The sequence below is a fragment of the Streptomyces sp. NBC_00461 genome, from assembly GCF_036013935.1.
In the GTDB taxonomy this organism is placed as follows: Bacteria; Actinomycetota; Actinomycetes; order Streptomycetales; family Streptomycetaceae; genus Streptomyces.
The window spans coordinates 8,265,799-8,288,974 of record NZ_CP107902.1; the positions used below are offsets into that span (position 1 = coordinate 8,265,799).

Below are 23,176 nucleotides of genomic sequence, written 5' to 3' on the forward strand. Positions count from 1 at the left end.
CATGGCTCACATCGCAGCGATCGGGGAACGGTTGCGCATCCTCGCACTGGAGTCCGCGGGCGTGCTCCTGCGCCCCGCTGAGGAGCCGGAGGCCGTGCATGCGGCCTGGCAGGGACTCCCGCCGGACGTGGAACTGGTCATCGTCACACCGGCCGCGGCCGCGGCCGAGGCACTCGGCGAAGGGCCGGTGGACGGGCAGAGCCCGCTCATCGCGGTGATGCCGCCATGAGGACCCCGCCCCCGGCCGGAGCCGGCACCGCGCTCGACCCGGTGCGGGCACAGCTCCTGCGGGCCGCCAGGGCCGAGGCCGATGCCCTGCTGGCCGCGGCCGACGACGAGGCCCAGGCCGCGGCGATTCTCGCCGAGGCTCGCAGGCTCGGCGAGGCCGACGCCGCGGCCGCCCGCGACGCCGCGCGCGCCCGCAGCCGCAGGGCCGCCCGTGCCCGCGAGCTCGTCACCCGCCGCGAGTGCTGGGAGGAGCTGGGCCGACGGGTCGAACGCGGCGTCGGGGACCTGCGCAGGACGGATTCCTATCCGGGCCTTCGTGTCCGGCTCACCGCGTACGTCCGCGACGCGCTGGGCCCCGACGCCCGGATCACCGAGGCCCTCGGCGGAGGCGTGGTCGGCGAGGCGGCGGGTCGCAGGCTCGACTGCAGTCTGGCTGCGTTCGCGCGCCGGGCACTGGAGCGGACCGGCACGGAGGCGGAGGAGCTGTGGGCGCCATGACCTTCGAACCGCACGGCCGCGGCCGCATTCTGCGGGTCACCGGGCCGCTCGTCGAGGCCGAGTACATCGGCGGCACCGCGATGAGCGACCTGGTCGCGCTCGGCGACGCCGGGCCGCCCGGGGAGGTCGTCGCGATCCGCGACAGGGTCGTCACCGTCCAGGCCTACGAATACACGGGTGGCCTGGCCCCCGGTGCACCGGTGCGCCCGCTCGGCAGGCCGCTGTCGGCGCCGCTCGGACCGGGGCTCCTGGGCGGCATCTTCGACGGGCTGCTGCGCCCGCCGGCGGCAGCGGGCGCGTGGCTGGAGCAGGCGCTGGCCCGCGTCGATCTCGCCCTGGAACAGAGCGAGCACGAGGACGCGGTGCGCCGGCGCTGGGCCGCCCGTGCCCTGGCGGACGACACCTGACGCCAGTGGGCGGCAGGGCGAACCCATGGCCCGGACGCCGGACAGGAAGTGCGCCCCGGCCGGTCGCCTGCGCAAGCGCGCGGCTGCGCCGCAGGGGGATATGGAGTCATCCTCGAAGGAGAGGCCGTTCACGCTCACCGTCCTCCCAGCTTCTTACGAGACGGAGGAAGTCGACATGGAGCCAGTTGTCACCGTGGGCCTCGACGGCTCACCCGAGAGTCTTTCCGCGGCCCGCTGGGCCGCCCAGGAGGCGGAGCGGCGGGGGCTCACGCTGCGCCTGCTGCATGCGTGGCCCCTGCTGGTGCCGGAACCTACCGACGTACCCGCGGAGGTGGATCAGAACTACTGGGCGAGGCGGATCGTGCACAACGCGCGGGCGGAGCTCCAGGCGCGCCACCCGGGCCTCGTCATCGACGAGCGCCTGGTCGCCGACGACGCCCAGGACGCACTGCTGCACGCGGCGTCGGAGTCGGAGATGCTCGTGCTCGGCTCGCGTGGGCTGGAATCCGTCGAGAGCTATTTCCTGGGCGACATCAGCTTGTCCGTCGTGGCGCGGGTCGAGCGGCCGGTGGTTCTGGTGCGTGCCACGACCGGCGAGGACGAGCCATCGCCCACTGCGCGTACATCAGACGGCGTAGTGGTGGCGCTGAAACTGCAGGGGCCCTGCGATGACCTGCTCGCATTCGCCTTCGGCACCGCCGTGGCGCGGGGCGTGCCCCTTCGAGCCGTCCACGGCCGAAGGGTGCCGGTGCATGCGCACGTTCCCTGGGGTGTGGACCACGATGTCAGCGAAGAGATCACGCGGGACGCGCAGAAGAGCCTGAGCCAGGTTCTCCGCCCCTGGCGCGAGAAGTTTCCGGGCGTGGCGGTGGACGACAGCATCGGTCTCGAAAGCCCCGCCAAGGTCGTCGTACGGTCCGCCGTGGGCGCCGGGCTGCTGGTCGTCGGCCGACGCAAGCACCGTCCCGCCCTGGGAACCCGCATGGGCTCGGTGGCCCACGCCGCCGTCCACCACGCGCGCTGCCCCGTCGCTGTCGTCCCCCACGAGTGAGACGAGCGGCCACAGCAAGCCGACGGCGCCCGTGCTCCGGCCCGGCACCGACGCTCGGCTTGCATCCGGGTGTGGGTGGCGCGGAGGAGGAAGTCGCGCCCGGCCAGGCCGGTGCCGTCCGGGTCGCACGCGCAGGCATCCAGGGGGACGCCGTCCTGACGGCCGTCCCGGGAGGCCCGGGTCCAGTGCACCAGTTCGGCGACGTGCCCGGGGTCGTCGCGGTTGATGGCTTCGGCGGTGCGCACCAGCTCCGCGAGGTGACGCTGCGCGCAGCGGGACTCCACCGTGCGCAGCTCGGCGCCCTCGGCCCGCGCACGGCGATCCGGTCGAACTCCTCCAGCGGAGCCGGACGGTCCACCGGCAGATGCGGCCGGGCTCCCGGTGCCAGGGCGAGATAGCGGCGCAGGACGGGCGCACGAGCGCCGACCTCGACCTCTTCGAGACGTACGGCCTCGCGGCGGCCGTGCCGCAGCACCACGCGCCCGTCGGCCGCACGGACGTTGCGCACCCAGTTCACGTCCTCGCCGAGCATCGCCACCAGATAGTGGTCGCCCTCATGGTCCGCGACCACCAGGGGCAGCGAGATACGGCGGCCCGTACGGCGCCCGCGCACCTCCATCGTGACCAGGCGCCGCGGCGTCAGCCCCGCCGAAGCGGCGAGCACCGACCGCCGGTTCATCACACGTGCCAGGCGGCCCGGGCGGCCACCGCGGTACATCCACCGGTCGAACCGGTGCAGTCGGCGGGTGGAATCATCGCGTCCCATGTCTCACACCCACCCCGGAACGTCACCGTACTCCCGCGTGGCGCCACGCCTTCGGGCGCCGAACTCGGATGCGGCTGGTCTGGTCGTGAGCATGCTTGTCCCCTCTCTGCGCCGGGCGGGAGCCGGACGGTTCACCCCCCGTCCGCCAAACCTCCGCCCGTTCACGGCCCGTCGGCCAGGGCCGGTCAGTCCCCGGACGGCGGCATCCGGCCCGGTGCCCGTCGGTCCGCGTGCGGCTGCGCCGGACCCGCGCCCAGGCGGGGACTGCTGTCGCCCGCAGGGGCCGAACGGCCCTGCGTCGGGGCCGTACGGCCCGCGCCCGTGAGGTCTGGAACCCGGATTCTTGGGGGATGAACGCCGCGCATGCGCTGCAGCGGGCACCGTACGTGATACCGGGTGCCGGGATTGCGGCCCGGAATGACCGACCGCACGATGAGGACATGGCCGCCCGCCACGCCGACCGCTTCGACGTCCTTGGGGCCCGCCGGGCCGTGACGTCCGAGCCCACGGCCAAGCGTGTGGTCGCGCGGTGACGGTCAGCGGCCCGGCGGTGCAGACCCTGGAAGCTCGGGACGTCTTCGCCGCCCTGGACACCTCACCACGGGGACTGGCGCCGGCGGACGTGGCCGTACGGCGGGAGCGTTTCGGCCCCAACGAGCTGCCGCGGCCCCGGCGCAGGGGCTGGTGGCGGGACCTCGCCGGCCAGTTCACGGACCTGTTCGCGGTGGTGCTGGTCATCGCGTCCGCGATCACCTTCCTGGCGTACGTGCTTCAGGAACCCCGGGACACGGGCACCCTGCAGCTGGCCGTGGCGATCCTCTGCGTGGTGCTGCTGAACGCGGCCATCGGCTTCGTCCAGGAGTACTCCGCCGAGCGGACCGCCGAGTCGCTCCAGGCGATGGTGCCCCACACCTGCCGGGTGCTGCGCGGCGGGGAGCGGCTGGAGCTGCCCGCCCGCGACCTGGTCCCCGGGGACGTCGTGGTCCTGGAGGCCGGGGACGCGGTACCGGCGGACTGCCGCCTCGTGGAGGCGCATGAGGTCTCGGTGAACAACGCGGCGCTGACGGGGGAGAGCGACGCCGTCGGCCGTACCCGCCAGCCGGTGGCGGACGGGCCGGCGCTGGAGGCCCGCAACTGCGTGTTCATGGGCACCGACGTTGTGGCGGGCGCCGCGAAGGCCGTGGTGTTCGCCGCGGGCGCCGAGACCGAGTTCGGCCGGATCTTCCGGCTCGCGGCCACGGCGCCCCGCCAGAAGACCCCCCTGCAGCGCCAGGTCGCCTCGATGGCCCGCCGGGTGGCGGGCGCGGCGCTGGCGATCGGGGCGCTGCTGTTCGCCGTGCGGCTGCCCGCCGGCGAGCAGCTCGTCGACACCTTCGTCTTCGCGCTCGGTGTGATGGTCGCCATGGTGCCCGAGGGCCTGCCCGCGACGCTGTCGGTGTCACTGGCGATCGGCGTACGGCGCATGGCCCGCCGGCACGCGCTGGTCAAGAAGCTGCTGGCGGTGGAGGCACTCGGCTCCACCACCGTCGTGTGCACGGACAAGACCGGCACCCTCACCCAGGCCGAGATGACCGTCGTCCAGGTGTGGGCGGGAGGCGTCCTGCACCCCGTCACCGGAGTGGGGTACGCGCCCGTCGGCGAGGTGACCGACCCGAAGCCGGCGCGCGAGCTGCTCCGGGCGGCGGCACTGTGCTGCGACGCCCGGATGGTCCCGCCGTCGGACCACGAGGGCTGGCGAGTCCTCGGCGACACCACCGAGGGAGCCATACTCGTCGCCGCCACCAAGGCCGGTCTCGATCCGGCAGCCGAAGAGGCGTCCACGCCACGCGTGACGGAGTTCCCCTTCGACTCGACCCGCAAGCTGATGAGCACGGTGCACGGCGACCCGCACGGCGGCCACCAGGCGTACGTCAAGGGCGCACCGCAGGAGCTGCTCGCCCGCTGCACAGCCGTCTTCTGGAAGGGGGAGCGGCAGCCGCTGACCGAGGAACTGCGCGCGGCGGTGATCGGCGGCAACGACGAACTGGCCGCCCAGGGACTGCGGGTGCTGGCGGCGGCGTCTCGACCTCTCCCCGACGGCCGTCCCACCCAGGACGAGGCCGAATCGGACCTCACCCTCCTGGGCCTGGTCGGCATGCTCGATCCGCCCCGGCCGGAGGTCAGCGCCGCTGTCGACGCCTGCCGGCACGCCGGCATCCGCATCGTCATGGTCACCGGCGATCACCCGCTGACCGCCGAAGCCGTCGCCCGCCGGGTGGGCATCGTCCGGGAGCCGGACCCCACCGTCGTGACCGGCATCCAGCTGGACACGCTCGACGACGATGCCGTGGACACTCTGCTCGCCGAGTCGGGCGAGCTGCTGCTGTGCCGGGTCAGCCCCGAACACAAGATGCGGGTGGTCACCGCCCTGCAGCGGCGCGGCGAGGTCGTCGCCGTCACCGGCGACGGCGCCAATGACGCCCCGGCCCTCAAGCACGCGGACATCGGCGTCGCCATGGGCGCCTCCGGCACTGACGTCGCCCGGGAGGCCGCCGTCATGGTGCTGCTGGACGACTCGTTCGCCTCCATCACCACCGCGGTGCGCCTGGGCCGGTCGGTCTACGAGAACATCCGCAAGTTCCTGATCTACCTCTTCAGCCACAACATCGCCGAGCTCGTTCCGATTCTCGCGGCCACCTTCGCCGGGTTCCCGCTGGTCCCGATCACCGCCGTGCAGATCCTCGCGATCGACCTCGGCTCCGATGTCCTTCCCGCCCTGGCGCTCGGCGCCGAGCCGCCGGAGCCCGACGTCATGGACCGGCCGCCGCGCGCGAAGCGTGAACGGCTCTTCTCGACCGCAGTGATGGGCCGGATCCTGTTTCTCGGCGGCATCCAGGCCCTCGGCGTGTGCGCCGTGTTCTTCTGGCACATCAACGCCTCCGGCATCCCGTACGCCGACTTCACCGAGGACGACACCGTCTACCGGGAGGCGATCACCATGGTCCAGGCCGGGATCGTGGTCAGCCAGTTCTTCAACGCGCTCGCGGTGCGCACCGACCGGCAGAGCGTGTTCCGGATCGGCCTGCTGTCCAACCCCTGGCTGCTGGCCGCCGGCTGCTTCGGCATCGCGTTGATGGCCGCCATCAGTTACCTGCCGCCCCTGCAGGCGGTCTTCCACACTGCCCCGCTGGCCGCCGCCGACTGGGCGGTCCTCGCCGGATTCGGCGCACTGCTGCTGGCTGCCGAGGAAACCCGCAAGTGGTGGCTGCGTCGCCGTCGGCCCGCAGACCGGAGGGAAGGAGTGCAATGAGGGTGATCATCGCGGGCTGCGGGCGGGTGGGATCGGCGCTCGCCATCCAGCTCGTCGCCGAAGGCCACGACGTACAGCTCATCGACCGCCGGCCCAGGACCCGCAGGCTGCTGCCCACCGGCTTCCCCGGCGGCTTCCACGAGGGCAACGCGTACAGCCGTACGGTGCTGGAGGCAGCCGGGATCGAACACGCCGACGCGTTCGTCGCCGCCACCTCGGGCGACAACAGCAACATCGTCAGCGCCCGCACGGCCAAGGAGACCTACCGGGTCCCCGTCGTCCTCGCGCGCATCTACGACCCGCGCCGCGCCGACATCTACCGCGAGCTCGGCATCCCCACCATCGCCAGCGTCCGCTGGACCGTGCACCAGATCCACCAGATGCTCCTGCACCGCCACCTCACACCGGAACTCACCTTCGGCAACGGCGAGAGCCTGCTGGTCCGCTCCGAGCTGCCGCCCTACCTCAGCGGGCGGCGGCTGGCCGAGTTCGACGTGGACGGAGAGATCCGGGTCGTCGAGGTCACCCGCGGGGGACGGTCGCTCGTGCCCGCCCACAGCACCCGTGTCGAGCCAGGGGACGTGGTCACCTTCGCCGTCGCGGCCACCGCGCTCGGCCGCCTGCGCGGCTTTCTGGACAAGGAACTGGGGACATGAAGACTCTCATCGCCGGAGCGGGCCGCCTGGGCACCCAGATCGCCCAGGTCCTCGCCGCGGCCCGCAACGACGTCACCCTCGTCGACATCGACGACGACCGCGTCGCCGAGCTCGAAGGCCACCTTCCCGTACACCTGGTGGTCGGGGACGCCTGTGAGCCCGGCGTTCTCGAGCACGCCGGCGTGCTCGCCGCCGATCTCGTCGTCGCGGCGACCGGTGACGACGAGGACAACCTCGTCATCAGCCTGCTCGCCAAGCGGCAGTTCGATGTGCCCCGTGTCGCGGCACGCGTCAACGACGCGGAGAACTCCTGGCTGTTCGACCAGAAATGGGGCGTCGACACAGCGGTCCCCGCGGCCACGCCGCTGATCTCCCTCATCGAGGAGGCCACCGGTGCCACGGACACCGTCGCCCTGCTGCGCCTGAGCAAGGCCGGCGTCGACGTCATCGAAACCGCCATCACAGCGCAGTCGCGCGCCGTAGGACGCACGCTGGCCGAGGTCACCCTTCCCGCGGGCGCTGTCATCGTCACCGTCATCCGTGACGGCCAACCCACCGTCCCCGCACCCGAGGTGCGACTCCAGCCCGGCGACGAACTCCTCGTCGTCTCGCACGCCGCCACCGAACAGGAGATCCACGCCGCCTTCCAGTGACGGCCCGACCCCCGGCTCCCGTACTGTGGCGATTGCCGTTTCCATCAGAGAGCTCGTTGCCGACCTCGAAGGCCGCCTTCCCCTACGCCTCTTGCCGGGTGCGGAAGTCCGCGGCGACTCACTGATCGGCCGGACTGATGCGCCGCCCCGTCAGGCGCCTGGGCCGGATCGACACCCACATCTCGCGCTCGCCCCCCGCCCACGGCTCCGTATGGGCCCGATCGGTCAGCCTTCGCACCTCGTCGGGGTCCGTGACAACCCGGGCAGGACCGACGGCGAGCACACTCCAGCCCTGGCTCATGACCTGGTTCACATGGTCGACCTCGAAGGCGACATCCGCTCCCACGGCCGCCGCCGGCGCCGAGCCCGGCGCGGTCCGGAAGACGATGGCGTCGTCGACGACCTCGTAGTTCACGGGGACCACGGCCGGGCCATCGGGTGTCGACACCGCGACGCGCCCCACGCCGTGGGTGGAAAGCCTGGCACGGCATTCGTCGGGCCCGAGATCCTGCAGTTGCGGGCGCAGGAGCGCAATGCCCTGTCCCGGTGGCAGATCGATGCCGCCCCCGCGCAGGGCCGCGGCGCTCGTGCCGAGCGCGTCGGCCAGCCTGATGAGGCTCGCCAGGCTCGGGTCGGCCGGGTGTTCTTCCAGGTACGCCAGGTAATCGGGCGCCATTCTGGCGCGCCGGGCAGTTTCTGCCCGCGTCATTCCCTGCCGCCTGCGCTCGGCGGCAACGCGTCGCCCGATGTCACCCGGGTTGGGCGCTGGGCCCGGCGGTGTCCTGCCGGACAGAGCACCGGCCTGCTCACCCGTTCTCCCGGGCTGGGGCTCGAGGTGACGGATGTGCGCGTCCGGGCCGGGGAACACGAGCGTCACCTCGTCCGTGTCCGACCAGCGCACGTCGTAGGGAGGGGTCCCGTCCTCGTGGTGCAGTCCGACAATCTCGCCGTCGCGCTTGGTTGCGCCGGTGGCCGGGCTTTCGACAACGAGTTGATCGCCGAGTTGAGCTTGCATGATCGCCACCGCTTCCTCGGAATGGTGCTCTACCCAACGTGCCACGCGCGGCGTGTCGCCGCACGGTATGAGAAGCACGCGTCCCGGGGACCAGGACCGGCCGGTCCAGGTCCGAGCGGCCCCCGGCGGGGGCGCGCCGTCAGCTCGTCTTGTGCCCCCACCGCGGACCGACCAGATCCCACTGCCTGCCCCACTGGTCAATGCGCCGCCGGTCGAGCCACCAGCGTGCGGCACCGCCGGCGCCGAAGGCCACGCCGGTCACGGCGAGGGCTGACGCGGCTCCCAGGAATCCCGCTTCGACTGCCGCATCCGTGCGGCTCGGCGGTTGGGTGGTGGGGTCGCCCTGCGTGTCTGTCCACAGCACGATCCTGGATCCGGCCTTTCGTCCGCCGTCCACCAGGGTCTTGCCGGTGTGGGTGGAGCCGTCCGAGAGGGTCCAGCGGACCTTCGCGAGGGCCCGGTAGCTCGTCGCCGCCGCGCGGGGTGCGTCCGTGAGGAGTACGGCCTGTACGGGGGTGCGCTCGGCGCGCTGCTGCGCGAACACGTCGGCGCTCGCGAGGCAGCGGTATCCCGCTTCACCATGGCCGAGTTGCGGGAGAAACACCCCGAAGTCGGCGTCGAGACCAGCACAGTTCGTACGGGGCCGGCGCACGCCCTGCTGGGTCATCGGCGCCCAGCGCCGCCCCGACCGGCTCGGCCCGCGCCTGGGCCCGGTCGCCCACACCTTGCTGCACCGTTCCCACTGCCCCGTGGTCGTCGTGCCGGCCCGATGACCTGTCGGCGGCTGAACAGGCCCGCACTGCAGGGACGTTCGGCCCTGCAGTGCGGGCCGCGCAGCCCCTGCGAGGCCGGTTGACGAAGCGGGACATTAAAAGCGCCACGAGCGATCAATATCCAGCGCGTCACCCCTTGAAAGGGATGAACATCATGGCAGTTCACGAACAGCCCCACCGTCACGTGCGGTTCCACATGCCGTCCGTGCGCAAGGCCGGTGCGGCCCAGCGGCCCGCCGACGGGACCGCCGCCGTCGTCATGGCGGCGACCAGCGCACACGTCCTCGCCGGGCTCCGGGTCCTGACCGGGTTCGTCTTCCTTTGGGCCTTCCTCGACAAGACCTTCGGCTTCGGCTACGCCACCCCGTCCGGCAAGGGCTGGACCGACGGCGGCTCGCCGACCAAGGGCTTCCTCGGCTCGGTCGCCGCAGGGCCGATGGAGTCCACCTTCCACGACTGGGCCGGGGCCGGCTGGGCGGACTGGCTGTTCATGCTCGGACTGCTCGGCATCGGCGTCGCCCTGGTCGCGGGCATCGGTCTGCGGCTCGCGGCCGTGGCCGGCACCGCGATGATGGCGCTGATGTGGGTGGCCGAGTGGCCGCCCGCCAAGCACCTGTCCGACGGGTCGCCGAGCATGTCGACCAACCCGTTCGCCGACTACCACCTCATCTACGCCGTCGTCCTCATCGCCCTCGCGGCCGCGGGCGCCGGCGCCGTCTGGGGGCTGGGCAGGATCTGGGCACGCCTGCCCTTCGTCAGCCGCAACCGCTGGCTGCTCTGACCTCACAGTGCCGACCGTCCCGGACCGGGGCACTGCCGCAGCGCTGCCACAGTGCCCCGGCCTTCTTCCTGTGTCGGAGCAGGGCGGAGTCCCGGACCCGTTGGTCCCGTCCGGCTGTGCTCCGGGGGGCCGACCGGCCCAAGCGCACCCAGCCCAAGCCGGACAGCTGGATCCGAGGTGCAATCCGGGCGCCGAGTCGGCGACCGACCGGACGAGAGGAAGTGACGGGTCATGAGGGAACAGGCACGGTCCCAGGCAGTGGAGGGACCTCCGCTCGGCGATCTCGGGCGCCGCATCGCCGCCCGCCGCACGGAACTCGGCCTGACCCGGAGGGAGACGGCCACCCGGGCCGGCATGGCACCGGGCTACCTCCAGTACCTCGAGGAGCGCCCCGGTGCCGCACCGGGGCGAGGCGTCCTCCTCAGACTCACCGCGGTTCTGGGCACCACCGTGCGGGACCTCACCGGCGGCGACACCGAGCTGCCGCGCGGGCTGGGACAGGCCGCCCGCAGCCCCGGCTTCGGAGAACTGAGCGTCCCGGAGTGCCGGGCCCTGCTCTCGACGCACGGCGTGGGGCGGATCGCGGTGCCCACCGCCTCCGGGCCCGTCGTCGTGCCCGTCAACTACAGCGTCGTCGACGGCGCGATCGTCTTCCGGACCGAGTCCCGCTCCACCCCTGCGCAGTCGTCCGGCTGCCAGGTCGCCTTCGAGGTCGACCGCATCGACGACGCGTTCAGCCGGGGCTGGAGCGTGCTGGTGCGGGGCCACGCCCGGACCGTGACGGACCCCGACGACATACGCCGCCTCGCCGATCGGGCGCGCAGCGCACCGTGGGCGGGCGGGGACCGCGACCAGTGGGTGCGCATCGATCCCCTCGTCATCACCGGACGCTGCATCACGGTGTGACCCGGGACGTTCTCCGGCCCGTCCGGGACCCTTGGCCCCTCATCACAGGCCCTGGCCCGGCGGAGGATGGAGACAACGCTCCAACGCTGTACCCAGGTGAGAGACGGGCCGGCCCATGTACCCGAACGACGGTTTCCGCGAACTCGAACGGCAGGAGTGCCTGCGTCTGCTGGCGAAGGCGCCCGTCGGCCGTATCGTGCACACCCGTCACGCACTGCCCGCGGTGCTGCCCGTCAACTTCTGCGTGGACGCCGACGGCGCCGTCGTGTTGCGCACCTCGGCGGCCTCGGAGCTGGTCCGCGCGGTCGACGGCGTGGTGGTCGCCTTCGAGGTCGACGAGGTCGATGCGGTCGCCCACTCCGGCTGGAGCGTAGTCGTCACCGGATCGGCGACAGTCGTGACCGATCCGGACGAGCACCAGCGCCTGCTCCGGACCGGCCCGCGCTCCTGGGCACCCTCGCCCGAGGAGGTCTTCGTCAGCATCGAGCCCGAACTGGTCACCGGCCGCGAACTCGTGGGCGGACACAGTCTCTACGGGGTGGACCTGTCGTCCTGACATCATCACCGGTCCGGCAGGCCGCTCACGCGCGGGGCGGGCGTGAAGCCGAGCGTCTCCGATCACGCGTCGGGACGGACCGGGAGAGGGGCGACCGGCCCCGACCCGGGGCCGGTCGGCGCCTTGCACCGAGGGCGCCGGCATGTTGAGCTCGGCAGGTGTCCGGAGTGAGGAGGACGCGATGCAACAGACACAGCTCGACGAGAGCACAGTGATCGCGCTGGTCGCCGAGGCCACGGCAGCCCCGTCCATGCACAACGCGCAGCCCTGGCGCTTCCGCTTCGAAACCGCTGAGCGCCTCCTTCTGCTGCGCGCCGACCCGGAGCGGGCCATGCCCGCCTCCGACCCCGACAACCGGGCGCTGCACATCGGCTGCGGTGCGGCCCTCTTCAATCTGCGCGTGGCCGCCGCCCACGCGGGTCTGGGCGCGCAGACGCGGCTGCTGCCCGAGCCGGGGGACCCGTTGCTGATGGCCGCCGTCCAGCTGGTCGGCCCCGCCGGAAAACCGGACCTGGAGGACGATCTCGTTCGGCTGCACCCCGCGATCAGGGAGCGGCACACCAGCCGTCACCCCTTCGCGGAGAAGGACGTCCCGGAAGATGTACAGGCCGGGCTGCAGCAGGCCGCGGCCGCGGAGGGCGGCGTGCTGCTCTTCGCCCGCCCCTGGCACGTCGAGACGTTGCTCGACCTCGCCCACGACGCGGAGAGCCGTGACGCGCTGGACGCCGATATGCGGAAGGACCTCGAGCGCTGGACGCGGCTGGGACCGGAGGCGGACACCGCCGTCGACGGCGTCCCCGAGTACGCGTTCGGGCCGCGCAAACGGGACGGCAAGGCTCCCCTGCGGGACTTCGCGGCCCGCCGGGCGGTGGCCGACCGCGGCAGCACCGTCTTCGAGCACACGCCTCACCTGGCCCTGCTGAGCACCTCCGGCGACGGGCCCGCCGACTGGCTGCGCGCCGGTCAGGCTCTGGAGCGCGTCCTGCTCGAAGCCACCCGGGCCGACCTGGCCACCTCCCTGACCTCCCATCCGCTGGAAAGCATCGACCTGCGCCGACTGGCCCGCGACCCGGTGCAGGGCACCGGCCAGGTGCAGATGGTGCTGCGCCTCGGCTACGGTCCTCACGGTCCGGACACACCCCGTCGGCCCGTGGCCGACGTCCTCGACATCGTGTGACCGCGCCGCGGTGGATCCCGCGGCGCGGTCGGTGTTCGGTGATGCCCTCAGTGTTTGGTGAGGTCGGCGCCCTCGGCGCGGAGCACCTGCAGACGGCGCCGGTACTCCTCCTCGTCGATCTCGCCGCGCGCGAAGCGTTCCGCGAGCAACTGCTCGGGCGAGGCCTGCGTGGGCGGTGCCCATGGCGGGCGGTGCGGCCCTGTCGGCTGCGGGCGGTCGAAGGCGCGCAGGAGCAGCACGAAGGCGGCGATGATCAGCCCCCAGAAGACGATCATGCCGAGGGATGCTCCGAACCACCCCCAGCCGCTCATGTGGTGGTCGTACCAGAACATCATGGTGATCACTTCCTGACGGCGAGGACCATTGAGGACCGGAGTCGGGACACGGCTGCACCGGGGTGCCCGGTCACCACCACGCTCCCGCTGCCCGGCAGGCATGTGCAGGGGCCGGGTTGCCCATGGCGACGGACAGTGGTCCCGGTCGTGTCACCGGGACCACGGTTGTGGCCGTCGCAGCCGTTCGGGGCAGGGGCCGCCGGGGTCACCTCATGGGCCGGGTGGGCCGTTTCTCGGCCCACTGCCGAGGACCGGCAGTTCGACGCACTCCGCCGTGCGGACCACGTACTTGAGCGCGACACCGAACAACCACGGCATCCCGCGAACGCCCTCCTCGATCGGAACGATCCTCGGGCACCCAGTTCCAGCCGTTCATCCCCCAGCCTCATCCGGCACCTCCCGGCAGCCCGGATGTTCTTCAACCAGTCGGACTCCCGCCCGAGTTGACGCCGATCACGGCCGTGTCGCCTGTGCGGAAGGCACGCAGCGGCGTGTGGCGCACCTTGCCGGAGCTGCGGCCGGGGTGTTCGAGATCGGCGAAGGCGAGCCGACCGGCGAGCCGGAGGGTCGTCCGGTTGATGCGGCCGCGTGTGCGGTGAGCGAGGACTCGGGGGAAGGGCACGTGGACCGGGCCTCCCAGGAACAGGGGAATGCGGATGCTCCCATGACGCGCTCCCGTGCATGCCTTCCGACAGATGCCGAGGGCCCAGTCGGGTCCCGCGCTCGACCTGACCGGGGCGACACACCGGCGCCGAGGGTCCCTGTTCCACGTACTGGCCCTGGTGGGCAACCGGCTCCGGGACCAATGGGCCCGCACCGGGGACTTGTGGCCGCTCACCGCCGCCGGGGCTGCGCCAGAAGGATCGATCCCGGATCGACCGATCCCCAGCCACCCGCACAAGGAGCGCAGCCATGTCGAGAACCACACGGAGCGGAGCGGGACCCGCTCCCCCGGCACTGGGGCTGCCTGCCGCATCCGCCCTCGTGATCGGCAGCATCATCGGCACCGGCGTGTTCGCCCTGCCATCGGCGCTCGCGCCGTACGGGCCGATCTCGCTGGTGGCGTTCGTCGCCGTCACGGTGGGCGCGCTGGCGCTGGCCGTGACCTTCGGGGCGCTGTCGAAGCGGGTACCGGCGAGCGGCGGGCCCTACGCCCATGCGCGCGAGGCCTTCCGGGAGTTCGCGGGATTCCTGAACGCCTGGTCGTACTGGATCACCGCGTGGGCCGGGAACGCCGCGATCGTGGTGGCCTGGGTCGGGTATGTCGAGGTGTTCGTCAACACCGGTCACAGGACAGGGATTTCGGTACTCATCGCGCTGGTCGGGCTCTGGATCCCGGCCGCGATCAACCTCACCGGAGTGCGGAACATCGGCGTCTTCCAGGTGATCACCACCGTGCTATCTGCGCAAGCAGGGCATCGAGATCGTCACCATCGCCGGGGCCGAGCTCGGCCGCGGCCGGGGCGGCCCGCGCTGCATGAGCTGCCCGATCGAACGCGACCCGGTCGCCTGATCCCACACCACGAGGACCCGTCATGGCCATCGCCCCGACCGTCGACCTGCGAGGCCGCTCCTACCTGAGCGGACCGGTGACGCACGCGGCACTGCAGCACGCCTCCGCGCCGGTTGCGGTGGTCCCGCACGATTGACGCGCGCGCTCAGCAGACGTCAGTACACGGAGGCCGGCCAGGTGCAGGCCACCGCGACGACAACGCCCACGTCCAGCAGCACGCCGACACTGAGCCACGGGTCGAACCAGACAGCCTTCAGCAGAAGCCCGGTCGAGGCGGCGACCAGAGCTGCGGTGGGCCACCATCCGGTGCCCGCCAGCACTCCGGCACCGGCGATCGCGTACACGACCGCCGTGGTCCAGGCGGCTGCAAGCGCCATGGCCGTGGGCGTCCCCGGGGGCACGCGGGCCACCGTGAGCGCCCACGAGTACCCGGGGACGAACGCGGCCGGCGTGCCGGGCTGCTGCGGAGCCGTCCAGACGCCCGGGTACTGACCGACCTGTGCGTGGTTCTCGAACGGGACGTGACCGCGGACGAGGTCAACGCCGCCTTCCGGGAGGCCGCGGACGGTCCACTGAAGGGAGTCCTGCGGGTCTCCGACGCCCCGATAGTCTCCCGCGACGTGGTCGGCGACCCGGCCTCGTGCGTCCTGGACGCCCCGCTGACCCAGGCGCACGGCGACCTGGTCAAGGTCTTCGGCTGGTACGACAACGAGTGGGGCAACACCAACCGCCTGCTCGACCTCACCGAGTACGTCGCCGCCCGGCTGCCGCGCGGCTGACAGGCGACCGACGCCCGCGGACCCTCCGGATCCCATACCGTCCTCTGCGCTGGACCGTTACCGTGGCACATGACCGACGTGCTCGGCTGTCGGTACAGCATGGGGATCTGGAGGATCACCGGTGGGAAGCCCTGAGCAGCCCTGGGAAGCCCGCGTCCGGCTGCCGCAGCTGAGGCTGGACGAGCTGTTGGAAGAGCTGCAGGCGCGCCTCGACGCGGCCCGCGGTACCCGCGACCGGGTGCACAGCCTCCTGGAGGCGGTGCTCTCGGTCGGCCGGGATCTGAACCTGGAACAGGCGTTGTACAGCATCGTCGAGGCCGCGGCGACCCTGGTGGACGCCGAGTACGCGGCCCTCGGTGTGATCGGCCCCGGCGGCAGGCGGCTGTCGGCCTTCCACACCATCGGAGTCAGCCAGGAGCAGATCGACCGGATCGGTCCCTTCCCGGAGGGACACGGCATCCTTGGGGAACTGATCAACCACCCCGAGCCCCTGAGGCTGGTAAAACTCTCCGAACACCCCTCCTCGTACGGCTTTCCGCCCCATCATCCGCCGATGAACACCTTCCTCGGCGTTCCCATCCGAGTGCGCGACCAGGTCTTCGGCAACCTGTACCTGACCGAGAAGCGCGGCGGGCTGCAGTTCGACGAGGAGGACGAGTCGGTGCTGGCGACCCTGGCTGTGGCGGCCGGTGTCGCGATCGACAATGCCCGCCTGTACGAGGAGTCCCGGCTGCGTGAGCGTTGGCTGCAGGCGAACGCGGAGATCACCCACAGTCTGATGTCCGGCCGTTCACGCACCGAGGTCCTCGGCCTGATCGCCGAGCGGGCCGGTGAGATCACCGGATCGGCCCTGGCGGCGGTCGCGCTGCCCATGGAGGACACCGGGACGCTCGCCGTGGAGATCGCCGTCGGCATGGACGCCGAGGCGCACCGGGGGCTCGTGCTGCCCATGGACCGGAGCCTGATGGGTCTGTCGTTCTCCGCCGCCGCACCGGTCACCAGCGTGGACGTCGGCCACGACGAACGGATCTCCGTGGAACCTCCGCGCTTCGGGGGACTCGGCCCCGCCGCGGCCGTGCCCATCGGCACGCACGAGGCGGGTGTACGAGGCGTGGTCCTGCTGGCGCGAGAAGTCGGTCGGCCCGCGTTCTTGGCGACGGAGACCGAGACCTTGCAGGTGTTCGCCGCGCAGGCCGCCGTCGCGATGGAACTCGCGGAGCGCCGCCAGGATGCCGAGCAGGTCGCGGTGCTCAAGGACCGCGACCGCATCGCCCGGGACCTGCACGACCTGGCCATCCAGCGGCTGTTCGCCACCGGCATGACGCTGCAGAGCGCCGGCCGCTTCATCGAGCACGAGGAGGCCGCAGAGCGCGTGGCGCGCGCGGTGGACGATCTGGACGAGACGATCAAGATCATCCGATCGACCATCTTCGGTCTGCGCGCCCGTGAGGGCGGCGCCGGGACCGGGCTGCGGGCCCGCGTGGTGCGGGTAGCCGGCGAGACGGCGCAGGCGCTGGGCTTTGCTCCCAGCGTGCGGATGGAAGGCCTGCTGGACACCGACGTGCCGGTAGAGGTCGCCGACCACGTCGTCGCCGTCCTCTCCGAGGCCCTGACCAACGTCGCCCGGCACGCCCGGGCGGGCCGCGCCGACGTGGCCCTGGAAACCGACGGACGCGAGGTCCGGCTGACCGTCTCCGACGACGGCGTGGGCATCCCGCCCGACGGCCGCCGAAGCGGCCTCAACAACATGGCCGAACGGGCCCGGCAACTGGGCGGAGCACTCGAACTCGGCGGTCCGCCCGAAGGCGGCACCGTGCTCGTGTGGCACGTGCCGGTGTCACCGAAATAAGAGGCGCGGCACCTCCCCGTAACGAGGACCGTCCTCCCGTCCCGTCGTCCTTCCCGAAGCCCAGGAGGCCCTGCCACAAGGGCCGTTCGGCCTCTGCAGCCCGACCCGGTGCCCGGGCGAGGCTGGTGCGACGGGATCGGAGGACGGCATGCGGGAGGTGCCATGGACGCTTCCACCGCCGCCTCGACATACGCGCTGCGCACCGCACACGAGCGATTCGTGGCCTCGCCCGAAGCACACCGGGGCGTGCGCAGCCTGGTGGCCGAGTCATGGCAGCGCTGTGCGGCGTCGGGGGTACGCCTCGACGGCGACCGTCTGCCGCCCCTGCGCACGACACCCGAGGAACTTCGGACCCGTCCTCTCCGTCATCACCTTCAAGGACGAGGCCGAGGCCCTGGAGATCGCCAACGACACGCTGTACGGCCTCGGGGCCGGCGTGTGGAGCCGCGACACCGGCCGCACCTACCGGATGGGCCGCGCCATCAAGGCGGGCCGGGTCTCGAAGGCGAAGGCGAGCAGTTCCTCGCACGGTTGCGCGGTGTCCACACCGACCACGACGTCGCGGTACGGGGTGCGCGCCGACGGCCGGCCCTCTTCGTCGGGCGCATGGTCGTCCTCCGCGGTCCGGTCGGCGCGAACGAGAACGACGGGCCGGGTCACGCGGGCCACGGTCGCCAGCGCCACCGAACCGGCCAGGAAGCCGCCCAGTCCGCTGAACGCCCGACTGCCCAGGACCAGCAGCTCACCGTCGCCACCCGCTGCGACGAGCGCGTCGGCCGCGGGCCGTGCGATCTGCTCAGCGCTGAGACGGACCTGCGGGTGGCGCTCGTTCAGCTGGTCCATGGCTCCGCGCAGTATGCGCTGCGCCCAGTACCGCGGCGCCTCGAGCTCGGGCAGTGACGACGCGTCGGGCGACAGGCCCTCCCACGCGTGTACCAGGCGCAGGGGACGGCCGCGCCGCAATGCCTCGCCGGCCGCCCAGTCGGCGGCGGCGAGGCTCTCACGTGAACCGTCCAGGCCTACGACAACGGGGCGCAGAACGGCCAACACCTCCCCGGATCGATGTCCGCACACCTTCTGGCGGACCTGTGCACCACCAGCGTTCCGGCGAAGGCCCGTGCCCGGGCACGGGCTGCACGGCCTCGGCAGCGGGTCGAACGGCCCTCTGCGCCTGCTCGGGCCGTGTCCGGCGGACGAGCCCACCGGAACCCGGAATGGGGCCACTCGGCCCATGCCACCGACGGGTCCGTGCCCGAGGCTGAAGGTAGTGCGCGCCACGAGCACACTGCACGCCGCAAGCACACGGGAGGATGCCATGCACGGCACTCCGCACATCGTGAGCGATGTGATGACCCACACTGTCGTCGCCCTCGGCCGCGGAGCGACGTTCAAGGACATCGTGAAGACCATGCAGCGGTGGCGGGTCAGCGCCATGCCGGTGCTGGAGGGCGACGGCCGGGTTGCCGGGGTCGTCTCCGAGGGCGACCTGCTGCCCAAGGAGGCGTTCCGCGATGGCGACCCGGATCGGTACACCCAACTGAGTCGTCTGGCCGACCTGGTGAAGGCAGGCGCGGTGACCGCGGAGGAGCTGATGACCGTACCGGCACTGACCGTCCCGGTGTACGCGTCGCTCGCGCAGGCCGCGCGGATCATGGCGCTCCACAAGGTGAAACGCCTGCCCGTGGTAGATGACGACGGCGCGCTGCAGGGCATCGTCAGCCGGTCCGACCTGCTGAAGGTCTTCCTGCGGGACGACGAGGACCTCGCCGCGGAGATCCGACGCGATGTCGTCGCCCTCCTGTTCCCCGCACCGCTCGATCCGATCCGTGTGCAGGTCCACGACGGAGTCGTGAAACTCACCGGAAGGATCCCGGACACCACCCTCGTGCCCATCACCACGCGCATGGTGCGGGCCGTCGAAGGCGTCGTGGACGTCGACTGCGCGCTCATGGGCCCGCACCGCCGACCCGACCTCGACCCGGACCTGCCGGACGGCGAGACGACCGCGCCGCCATCCGGAGTCGGTGGTGTGGCATGACGCGGTGCCCCAACCGACAGCTGCCGGAAGGACGTTGAGACGCCAGGGCCGGCCGGCCCCCGTAGGGCACCGGTCGGCTCACGCGCGTCCCGCCACGGCGCGGGACGCTGGAAGTGGCGAAAGAGGAGGAGGGAGAACATGACTGGCATGATCGAGCGGCTGCCGGGCTGGCCCACCCTGCCCGACCTGTTCGGCTGGGTGGAGACCGGCTTCCCCGGGGCGCACACCGTCCCCGGGCTGCACGGCATACGCATCGAAGAGCACCTGGCGGACGAGAAGTATGTGCTGCGGGCGGAGCTCCCGGGCATCGACCCCGCCAAGGATGTCGAAATCACCGTCACGGAAGGCGTTCTGACCCTGCGGGCCGAGCGCAGTGAGGAGACGACGCAGAAGCACCGCACGGAGTTCCACTACGGCACCTTCGCCCGCTCGGTGCGGCTGCCGGCCGGCGCCAAGGGCGACGAGGCCACTGCTGAGTACAAGGACGGCGTTCTGACCGTCACGATCCCGGTGCCCGAGACGAAGACGGGCACGAAGACCATCCCGGTGCAGCACGGCTGAATGCGCTTCCGCGCGCAGCGGCACCCGGTGTGCGCGGCCGGTACACCGGCCGCGCACACGTCTGCCCGGACCCGGACCCGGACCCGGACCCGGGCAGACGCAGGGAGAGGAACCATCGGAGTGGCCCGAGCGGTGCTCTCCCGGCTACGGGAGAACGCGGAGCCGGCCGTCGTGCTGGAGCCCTCCCCCGCCCGTCCGAGCCGCCCCTGCCGCATCCACCGCCTCGAACCGGGCACCGCGGCGCTGCAGCGGGCGGGCACGAAGCGTCCGCGCGGCCCGGGCGAAGCCGTCGACGGGGCACGGAAACGCTGGGCCGCCTGCCCGGTCGCCTGGTGGCGTATGCCGTCGACGGCGCGGACACCTCGCAAGGCCGGGGGCTGTCCGAGCCGGTCGCTTCCACGGTCGGACATCTGGCCGAACGAGTCGAGGCGGAACTCGTCCGCCACCGGGTCGCGGCGGCGCGGGACAGGGCCGACGGCGCCCGCGCACGAGTGCCGGGAAGGACCCCACCCGCTTCTCGCGGATCCTGATTGCGCGGTGCACGGCCGCCAGCCGTTTCTCCGCGTCCTTACGGGTCCTTCCCGTCACCTCCAGGACACCACATACACCTCGGGCAGGCCAGGGCCGAACGGCCCCGTCCGGGCCGAAACCTCCGATGAGGAGGCCGTCAGGACCGTGAACGAACCGCGCCCGGCGCAACGCGGGGAAGCGCACGTCAGGCCCGCTCTGCTCAGCTTCCTGGGCGGCATGGGAACGGTGGCTCGACCGGCGCGGTCTGCCCTGCGACGCCGCGGACGTCGGGGCGGTGGCGGTCACCCACGCCCACCTGGACCACCGCGGGTACCTGCCGGCTGCAGATGGAGGCCGCCCTGCACGCCAACGACCACGGAGAACGCCTACTCGTCCGGTGACCGGCGCGGTCGGGACGGCCGCCGCGGAAGACGCGGTCACGGGGCGAGCGAGAAGTAGTTCTCCTCTTCCTGCGTGAAGTGCAGGCGCAGCACGGTGTGCAGCCCGTACAGACAGGCACGCAGGTCGTCCAGCTGCTCCGCCGCGAGACTCCCGTCGGCACTGAGCGCGAGGTGGGTGGCGATACGCCGCGAGAGCCGCTCGATCTCGGCATGGGTGCGGCTCATGGTGGCGGTGGACTCGGGACCGCCGAGGGTGGGAGCGAGCGCCGGATAGAGCTGGTGCTCCTCGGCGTACTCGTGGGGAAGGAGCCGTTCGGTGAGCAGCCGGTGCGCCTTGCCCACCGCGGCGAGGGCCTGCGGGCCGGTGTCGGCCGAAAGGCGGTCGGCAGCACTGCGTACGGCCTCCAGGACGTCCTGCAGGTCGTCGTGCTCGGCCGCGAAGCGGTGGATGAGCGCTTCGGTGGCGGGGGCGAGGGCGGGCCGCGCCGACCGGTCGACGCGCAGGGCACGCAGCGCGTTGAGGATGACGGCGGCGTCGATGCCCTCCTGGAGCAGCGCGCCGACGGCGGGCGGGAGCAGGCCGAAGGCGGCCGCGGCCATGGCGGCGAGCGACATCAGCATGCCGCCGAGGGCGCTCTGCACGGCGATGTGCCGGGCGCGTACCGCGATGGCGACGGCGTCGGCCAGGCGGTCCACGCGGTCGGTGGTCAGGACGATGTCGGCGGCCTCGGAGGAGGCGGTGGATCCGCGTGCCCCCATGGCGACGCCGACGTCGGCGGCGGCGAGCGCGGGGGCGTCGTTGACGCCGTCGCCCACCATGACGGTGACCGCGCGGTCGCGCTCGGCGCGGACCGCGGCGACCTTGCCCGCGGGGCTGAGCTCGGCGCGCACACCGTCGAGGCCGAGGACGGCGGCGACCTCACGGGCGGGCTCGGGGCGGTCGCCGGTGAGCATCAGCAGCCGATCGATGCCCGCCGCTCGCAGGTGGCGCACGGTTCGTGGAGCGTCGGGGCGCACCGGGTCGCGCAGCAGGACGGCGCCGACCGGCCGACCGTCGACGCTGAGCCAGGCGACGGCCGCGTCGTCGAGGAGTGCGCGATTGCCGACGGCCCGGACCCAGGGCGGCTGTGCGCCCGGGGTGTCGAAGCGGCCGACGGTGATCCGGTGCCCGTCCACCGTGCCCAGGGCGCCCCGGCCGGGTTCCTCGGTGACGTCCGAGGGAATCGACAGGGCCAGCCCGCGTTTCCGGGCCGTGTCGACGATGGCCTGGGCCAGCACGTGCGGCGAGTACTGATCGAGCGAGGCAGCCAGGCGCAGGACCTCCGGAGCTGTCCAGTCCGGTGCCGCGGTCACGTCGAGTACGCGGGGGCGGCCGCCGGTGAGGGTGCCGGTCTTGTCGAGCAGCAGGGTGCGGGCCCGGCCGAGATTCTCCAGCGCGCCGCCGTCGCGGATCACGACGCCGACCCGGGAGGCGCGGGACAGGCCGGAGACGATCGCCACCGGCGCAGCCAGCAGCAGGGGGCACGGCGTGGCGACCACCAGGACCGCGACCGCCCGCACGGCGGAACCGCTGATCAGCCAGGCGAGCCCTGCCACCGCGAGGGACAGGGGCAGGAACCAGGCGGCGTAGCGGTCGGCCAGACGCACCACGGGTGCGGATTCCGCGCCCGCCTGCCGGGCCAGGCGGACGATTCCGGCGTAGGTGCTGTCCTGCTCGGTGGCGGTGGCCCGCAGGTCGAAGGCACCGCCCGCGTTGACCACGCCGCTTCGCACGGCTTCACCCCGCGGCCGCTCCACCTGCAGGGGCTCACCCGTGAGCACCGACTCGTCGAGGACGGCCGCGGTGCTCTCCACCAGGCCGTCGACGGGGACCACTTCGCCCGGTCCCACCACCAGCAGATCACCGACGGCGACCTCGGCCAGCGGCACCGTACGCACCTCGGAGTCGATGCGGCGGCGCGCGGAACGTGGTGCGTGCTCCAGCAGGGCGCGCAGGTCGTGGGAGGCGCGCCGCTGGGCCGCGGCTTCGAGGGTGCGGCCGGTGGCGAGCATGAGCGCGATCAGGGACCCGGCCAGGTACTCGCCGACGGCCAGGGTGCCGCCCAGGGCCAGAACGGCGATCAGGTCCACTCCGGCGTGGCCGCGGCGCAGTGCCGCCAGCACCCACACGACGGCGGGTACGACGGCGGAGACCGTACCCAGGCCCCACAGCAGGTCGGCAAGGCCGTCGGCCCCGGCCAGCCAGGCGGCGCCACCGGCCGCGAGGGCGGCTGCCGTGACGGTCAGCAGTACGGGTTCGAGCCGCGCGGACGCGGCTGCCGCCCGCAGGCGGCGCAGCGGTGCTGCGCGAGTGGCAAGGCCCATGGCACACCTCGGTCGTCAGCTGCGGTCCCCGTCCATCACACCGCCCTGCCGGGCACGGGCGGCAGGGGAC

The 23,176-nt window shown here is 72.5% G+C and carries 22 protein-coding genes and 5 pseudogenes; 19 read left to right on the forward strand and 8 right to left on the reverse strand.

Features of this window, described 5'->3' with window-relative positions; genetic code table 11:
* Position 1 precedes the first annotated feature (1 nt).
* The 5 genes from OG870_RS38300 (at position 2) to OG870_RS38320 (ending at position 2,582) form a co-directional block, all read left to right on the forward strand.
* Positions 2–229 carry a hypothetical protein gene (locus OG870_RS38300; RefSeq protein WP_327667560.1) on the forward strand — a complete coding sequence of 76 codons (228 nt, stop codon included), beginning with the start codon at positions 2–4 and terminating at the stop codon, positions 227–229.
* Positions 226–726, forward strand: a complete 501-nt coding sequence (locus tag OG870_RS38305) for a hypothetical protein (RefSeq protein ID WP_266591465.1) — start codon at positions 226–228, stop codon at positions 724–726. The genes OG870_RS38300 and OG870_RS38305 overlap by 4 nt, the downstream gene beginning before the upstream one ends.
* On the forward strand, positions 723–1,133 hold the full coding sequence (locus tag OG870_RS38310; protein ID WP_266591467.1) for a hypothetical protein: 411 nt from the start codon (positions 723–725) through the stop codon (positions 1,131–1,133). The genes OG870_RS38305 and OG870_RS38310 overlap by 4 nt, the downstream gene beginning before the upstream one ends.
* A 175-nt stretch (positions 1,134–1,308) precedes the next feature.
* On the forward strand, positions 1,309–2,184 hold the full coding sequence (locus tag OG870_RS38315) for a universal stress protein (RefSeq protein WP_266591469.1): 876 nt from the start codon (positions 1,309–1,311) through the stop codon (positions 2,182–2,184).
* A 71-nt stretch (positions 2,185–2,255) separates the two neighbouring features.
* Positions 2,256–2,582, forward strand: coding sequence for a hypothetical protein (locus tag OG870_RS38320; protein WP_327691957.1), 327 nt, complete (start codon positions 2,256–2,258; stop codon positions 2,580–2,582).
* 62 nt (positions 2,583–2,644) lie between these two features.
* On the opposite strand, the pseudogene OG870_RS48310 reads toward OG870_RS38320, so the two are convergent.
* Positions 2,645–2,950, reverse strand: a pseudogene (locus OG870_RS48310) (nitroreductase/quinone reductase family protein); the annotation flags it as partial.
* A gap of 529 nt (positions 2,951–3,479) precedes the next feature.
* Here OG870_RS48310 and OG870_RS38325 point away from each other — a divergent pair.
* The 3 genes from OG870_RS38325 to OG870_RS38335 are packed head-to-tail and all read left to right on the forward strand — an operon-like array spanning position 3,480 to position 7,548.
* Positions 3,480–6,239 (forward strand): cation-translocating P-type ATPase, encoded by a 2,760-nt coding sequence (locus tag OG870_RS38325; protein WP_327691958.1) that lies wholly within the window; start codon positions 3,480–3,482, stop codon positions 6,237–6,239.
* The gene (locus tag OG870_RS38330) at positions 6,236–6,895 is read left to right on the forward strand and encodes a potassium channel family protein (protein WP_266525626.1); all 660 of its coding nucleotides are present in this window, start codon (positions 6,236–6,238) and stop codon (positions 6,893–6,895) included. The genes OG870_RS38325 and OG870_RS38330 overlap by 4 nt, the downstream gene beginning before the upstream one ends.
* Positions 6,892–7,548, forward strand: coding sequence for a potassium channel family protein (locus OG870_RS38335; protein WP_266525627.1), 657 nt, complete (start codon positions 6,892–6,894; stop codon positions 7,546–7,548). Before OG870_RS38330 ends, OG870_RS38335 begins: the two co-directional genes overlap by 4 nt.
* A gap of 118 nt (positions 7,549–7,666) precedes the next feature.
* Here the strand turns inward: OG870_RS38335 and OG870_RS38340 are convergent, their stop codons facing one another.
* Both OG870_RS38340 and OG870_RS38345 read right to left on the reverse strand, forming a co-directional pair.
* Positions 7,667–8,563, reverse strand: coding sequence for a pyridoxamine 5'-phosphate oxidase family protein (locus OG870_RS38340; RefSeq protein WP_266592599.1), 897 nt, complete (start codon positions 8,561–8,563; stop codon positions 7,667–7,669).
* Positions 8,564–8,702: 139 nt separating this feature from the next.
* Positions 8,703–9,230 (reverse strand): Rv1733c family protein, encoded by a 528-nt coding sequence (locus OG870_RS38345; protein ID WP_405625558.1) that lies wholly within the window; start codon positions 9,228–9,230, stop codon positions 8,703–8,705.
* Between the two features lie 260 nt (positions 9,231–9,490).
* Between OG870_RS38345 and OG870_RS38355 the strand changes: the two genes are divergently transcribed.
* The 4 genes from OG870_RS38355 to OG870_RS38370 all read left to right on the forward strand — a co-directional run bounded on the left by OG870_RS38355 (position 9,491) and on the right by OG870_RS38370 (position 12,756).
* Positions 9,491–10,117: a hypothetical protein gene (locus OG870_RS38355; RefSeq protein ID WP_266591473.1), complete on the forward strand. Its 627-nt coding sequence runs from the start codon at positions 9,491–9,493 to the stop codon at positions 10,115–10,117.
* Between the two features lie 231 nt (positions 10,118–10,348).
* A complete protein-coding gene (locus tag OG870_RS38360) occupies positions 10,349–11,023 on the forward strand; it encodes a helix-turn-helix domain-containing protein (protein WP_266591475.1) in 675 nt (224 codons plus the stop codon).
* A gap of 115 nt (positions 11,024–11,138) precedes the next feature.
* Entirely contained in the window at positions 11,139–11,579 is a 441-nt protein-coding gene (locus OG870_RS38365; protein ID WP_327691959.1) for a pyridoxamine 5'-phosphate oxidase family protein, read from the forward strand.
* A 181-nt stretch (positions 11,580–11,760) separates the two neighbouring features.
* Positions 11,761–12,756 carry an Acg family FMN-binding oxidoreductase gene (locus OG870_RS38370; RefSeq protein WP_327691960.1) on the forward strand — a complete coding sequence of 332 codons (996 nt, stop codon included), beginning with the start codon at positions 11,761–11,763 and terminating at the stop codon, positions 12,754–12,756.
* Positions 12,757–12,803: 47 nt separating this feature from the next.
* On the opposite strand, the gene OG870_RS38375 is transcribed toward OG870_RS38370, so the two are convergent.
* Positions 12,804–13,091, reverse strand: a complete 288-nt coding sequence (locus OG870_RS38375; RefSeq protein WP_266525904.1) for an SHOCT domain-containing protein — start codon at positions 13,089–13,091, stop codon at positions 12,804–12,806.
* A gap of 418 nt (positions 13,092–13,509) precedes the next feature.
* Positions 13,510–13,713, reverse strand: a complete 204-nt coding sequence (locus OG870_RS38380) for a hypothetical protein (protein ID WP_266591481.1) — start codon at positions 13,711–13,713, stop codon at positions 13,510–13,512.
* A gap of 362 nt (positions 13,714–14,075) precedes the next feature.
* On the opposite strand from OG870_RS38380, the pseudogene OG870_RS38385 reads away from it, so the two are divergent.
* Both OG870_RS38385 and OG870_RS38390 read left to right on the forward strand, forming a co-directional pair.
* Positions 14,076–14,492: pseudogene (locus OG870_RS38385) on the forward strand (amino acid permease); the annotation flags it as partial.
* Positions 14,491–14,604, forward strand: a pseudogene (locus OG870_RS38390) (arginine deiminase family protein); the annotation flags it as partial. The pseudogenes OG870_RS38385 and OG870_RS38390, both read left to right, overlap by 2 nt.
* 155 nt (positions 14,605–14,759) lie before the next feature.
* On the opposite strand, the gene OG870_RS38395 reads toward OG870_RS38390, so the two are convergent.
* Positions 14,760–14,981, reverse strand: coding sequence for a hypothetical protein (locus OG870_RS38395; RefSeq protein ID WP_266525932.1), 222 nt, complete (start codon positions 14,979–14,981; stop codon positions 14,760–14,762).
* Positions 14,982–15,092: 111 nt separating this feature from the next.
* On the opposite strand from OG870_RS38395, the pseudogene OG870_RS38400 reads away from it, so the two are divergent.
* The 3 genes and pseudogenes from OG870_RS38400 to OG870_RS48315 all read left to right on the forward strand — a co-directional run.
* Positions 15,093–15,383, forward strand: a pseudogene (locus tag OG870_RS38400) (type I glyceraldehyde-3-phosphate dehydrogenase); the annotation flags it as partial.
* Between the two features lie 121 nt (positions 15,384–15,504).
* On the forward strand, positions 15,505–17,232 hold the full coding sequence (locus OG870_RS38405; protein ID WP_266591483.1) for a sensor histidine kinase: 1,728 nt from the start codon (positions 15,505–15,507) through the stop codon (positions 17,230–17,232).
* 148 nt (positions 17,233–17,380) lie between these two features.
* A pseudogene (locus tag OG870_RS48315) lies at positions 17,381–17,677 on the forward strand (aldehyde dehydrogenase family protein); the annotation flags it as partial.
* A 17-nt stretch (positions 17,678–17,694) separates the two neighbouring features.
* On the opposite strand, the gene OG870_RS38410 reads toward OG870_RS48315, so the two are convergent.
* Positions 17,695–18,279 carry a universal stress protein gene (locus OG870_RS38410; RefSeq protein WP_327691961.1) on the reverse strand — a complete coding sequence of 195 codons (585 nt, stop codon included), beginning with the start codon at positions 18,277–18,279 and terminating at the stop codon, positions 17,695–17,697.
* 268 nt (positions 18,280–18,547) lie between these two features.
* Between OG870_RS38410 and OG870_RS38415 the strand changes: the two genes are divergently transcribed.
* Together OG870_RS38415 and OG870_RS38420 are read left to right on the forward strand one after the other, a co-directional pair.
* Positions 18,548–19,270 (forward strand): CBS domain-containing protein, encoded by a 723-nt coding sequence (locus tag OG870_RS38415; protein WP_266592607.1) that lies wholly within the window; start codon positions 18,548–18,550, stop codon positions 19,268–19,270.
* A gap of 138 nt (positions 19,271–19,408) precedes the next feature.
* Positions 19,409–19,831 (forward strand): Hsp20/alpha crystallin family protein, encoded by a 423-nt coding sequence (locus tag OG870_RS38420; RefSeq protein WP_327691962.1) that lies wholly within the window; start codon positions 19,409–19,411, stop codon positions 19,829–19,831.
* Positions 19,832–20,778: 947 nt separating this feature from the next.
* Here the strand turns inward: OG870_RS38420 and OG870_RS38425 are convergent.
* Positions 20,779–23,106, reverse strand: coding sequence for a heavy metal translocating P-type ATPase (locus tag OG870_RS38425; protein ID WP_327691963.1), 2,328 nt, complete (start codon positions 23,104–23,106; stop codon positions 20,779–20,781).
* Positions 23,107–23,176 lie beyond the last annotated feature (70 nt).

Coding starts and splice junctions, on each gene's coding strand:
- OG870_RS38300 (WP_327667560.1), top strand. CDS start 2: ATGGCTCACATCGCAGCGATCGGGGAACGGTTGCGCATCCTCGCACTG.
- OG870_RS38305 (WP_266591465.1), top strand. CDS start 226: ATGAGGACCCCGCCCCCGGCCGGAGCCGGCACCGCGCTCGACCCGGTG.
- OG870_RS38310 (WP_266591467.1), top strand. CDS start 723: ATGACCTTCGAACCGCACGGCCGCGGCCGCATTCTGCGGGTCACCGGG.
- OG870_RS38315 (WP_266591469.1), top strand. CDS start 1,309: ATGGAGCCAGTTGTCACCGTGGGCCTCGACGGCTCACCCGAGAGTCTT.
- OG870_RS38330 (WP_266525626.1), top strand. CDS start 6,236: ATGAGGGTGATCATCGCGGGCTGCGGGCGGGTGGGATCGGCGCTCGCC.
- OG870_RS38335 (WP_266525627.1), top strand. CDS start 6,892: ATGAAGACTCTCATCGCCGGAGCGGGCCGCCTGGGCACCCAGATCGCC.
- OG870_RS38340 (WP_266592599.1), bottom strand. CDS start 8,563: ATGCAAGCTCAACTCGGCGATCAACTCGTTGTCGAAAGCCCGGCCACC.
- OG870_RS38345 (WP_405625558.1), bottom strand. CDS start 9,230: ATGACCCAGCAGGGCGTGCGCCGGCCCCGTACGAACTGTGCTGGTCTC.
- OG870_RS38355 (WP_266591473.1), top strand. CDS start 9,491: ATGGCAGTTCACGAACAGCCCCACCGTCACGTGCGGTTCCACATGCCG.
- OG870_RS38360 (WP_266591475.1), top strand. CDS start 10,349: ATGAGGGAACAGGCACGGTCCCAGGCAGTGGAGGGACCTCCGCTCGGC.
- OG870_RS38365 (WP_327691959.1), top strand. CDS start 11,139: ATGTACCCGAACGACGGTTTCCGCGAACTCGAACGGCAGGAGTGCCTG.
- OG870_RS38370 (WP_327691960.1), top strand. CDS start 11,761: ATGCAACAGACACAGCTCGACGAGAGCACAGTGATCGCGCTGGTCGCC.
- OG870_RS38375 (WP_266525904.1), bottom strand. CDS start 13,091: ATGATGTTCTGGTACGACCACCACATGAGCGGCTGGGGGTGGTTCGGA.
- OG870_RS38395 (WP_266525932.1), bottom strand. CDS start 14,981: ATGGCGCTTGCAGCCGCCTGGACCACGGCGGTCGTGTACGCGATCGCC.
- OG870_RS38415 (WP_266592607.1), top strand. CDS start 18,548: ATGCACGGCACTCCGCACATCGTGAGCGATGTGATGACCCACACTGTC.
- OG870_RS38420 (WP_327691962.1), top strand. CDS start 19,409: ATGACTGGCATGATCGAGCGGCTGCCGGGCTGGCCCACCCTGCCCGAC.
- OG870_RS38425 (WP_327691963.1), bottom strand. CDS start 23,106: ATGGGCCTTGCCACTCGCGCAGCACCGCTGCGCCGCCTGCGGGCGGCA.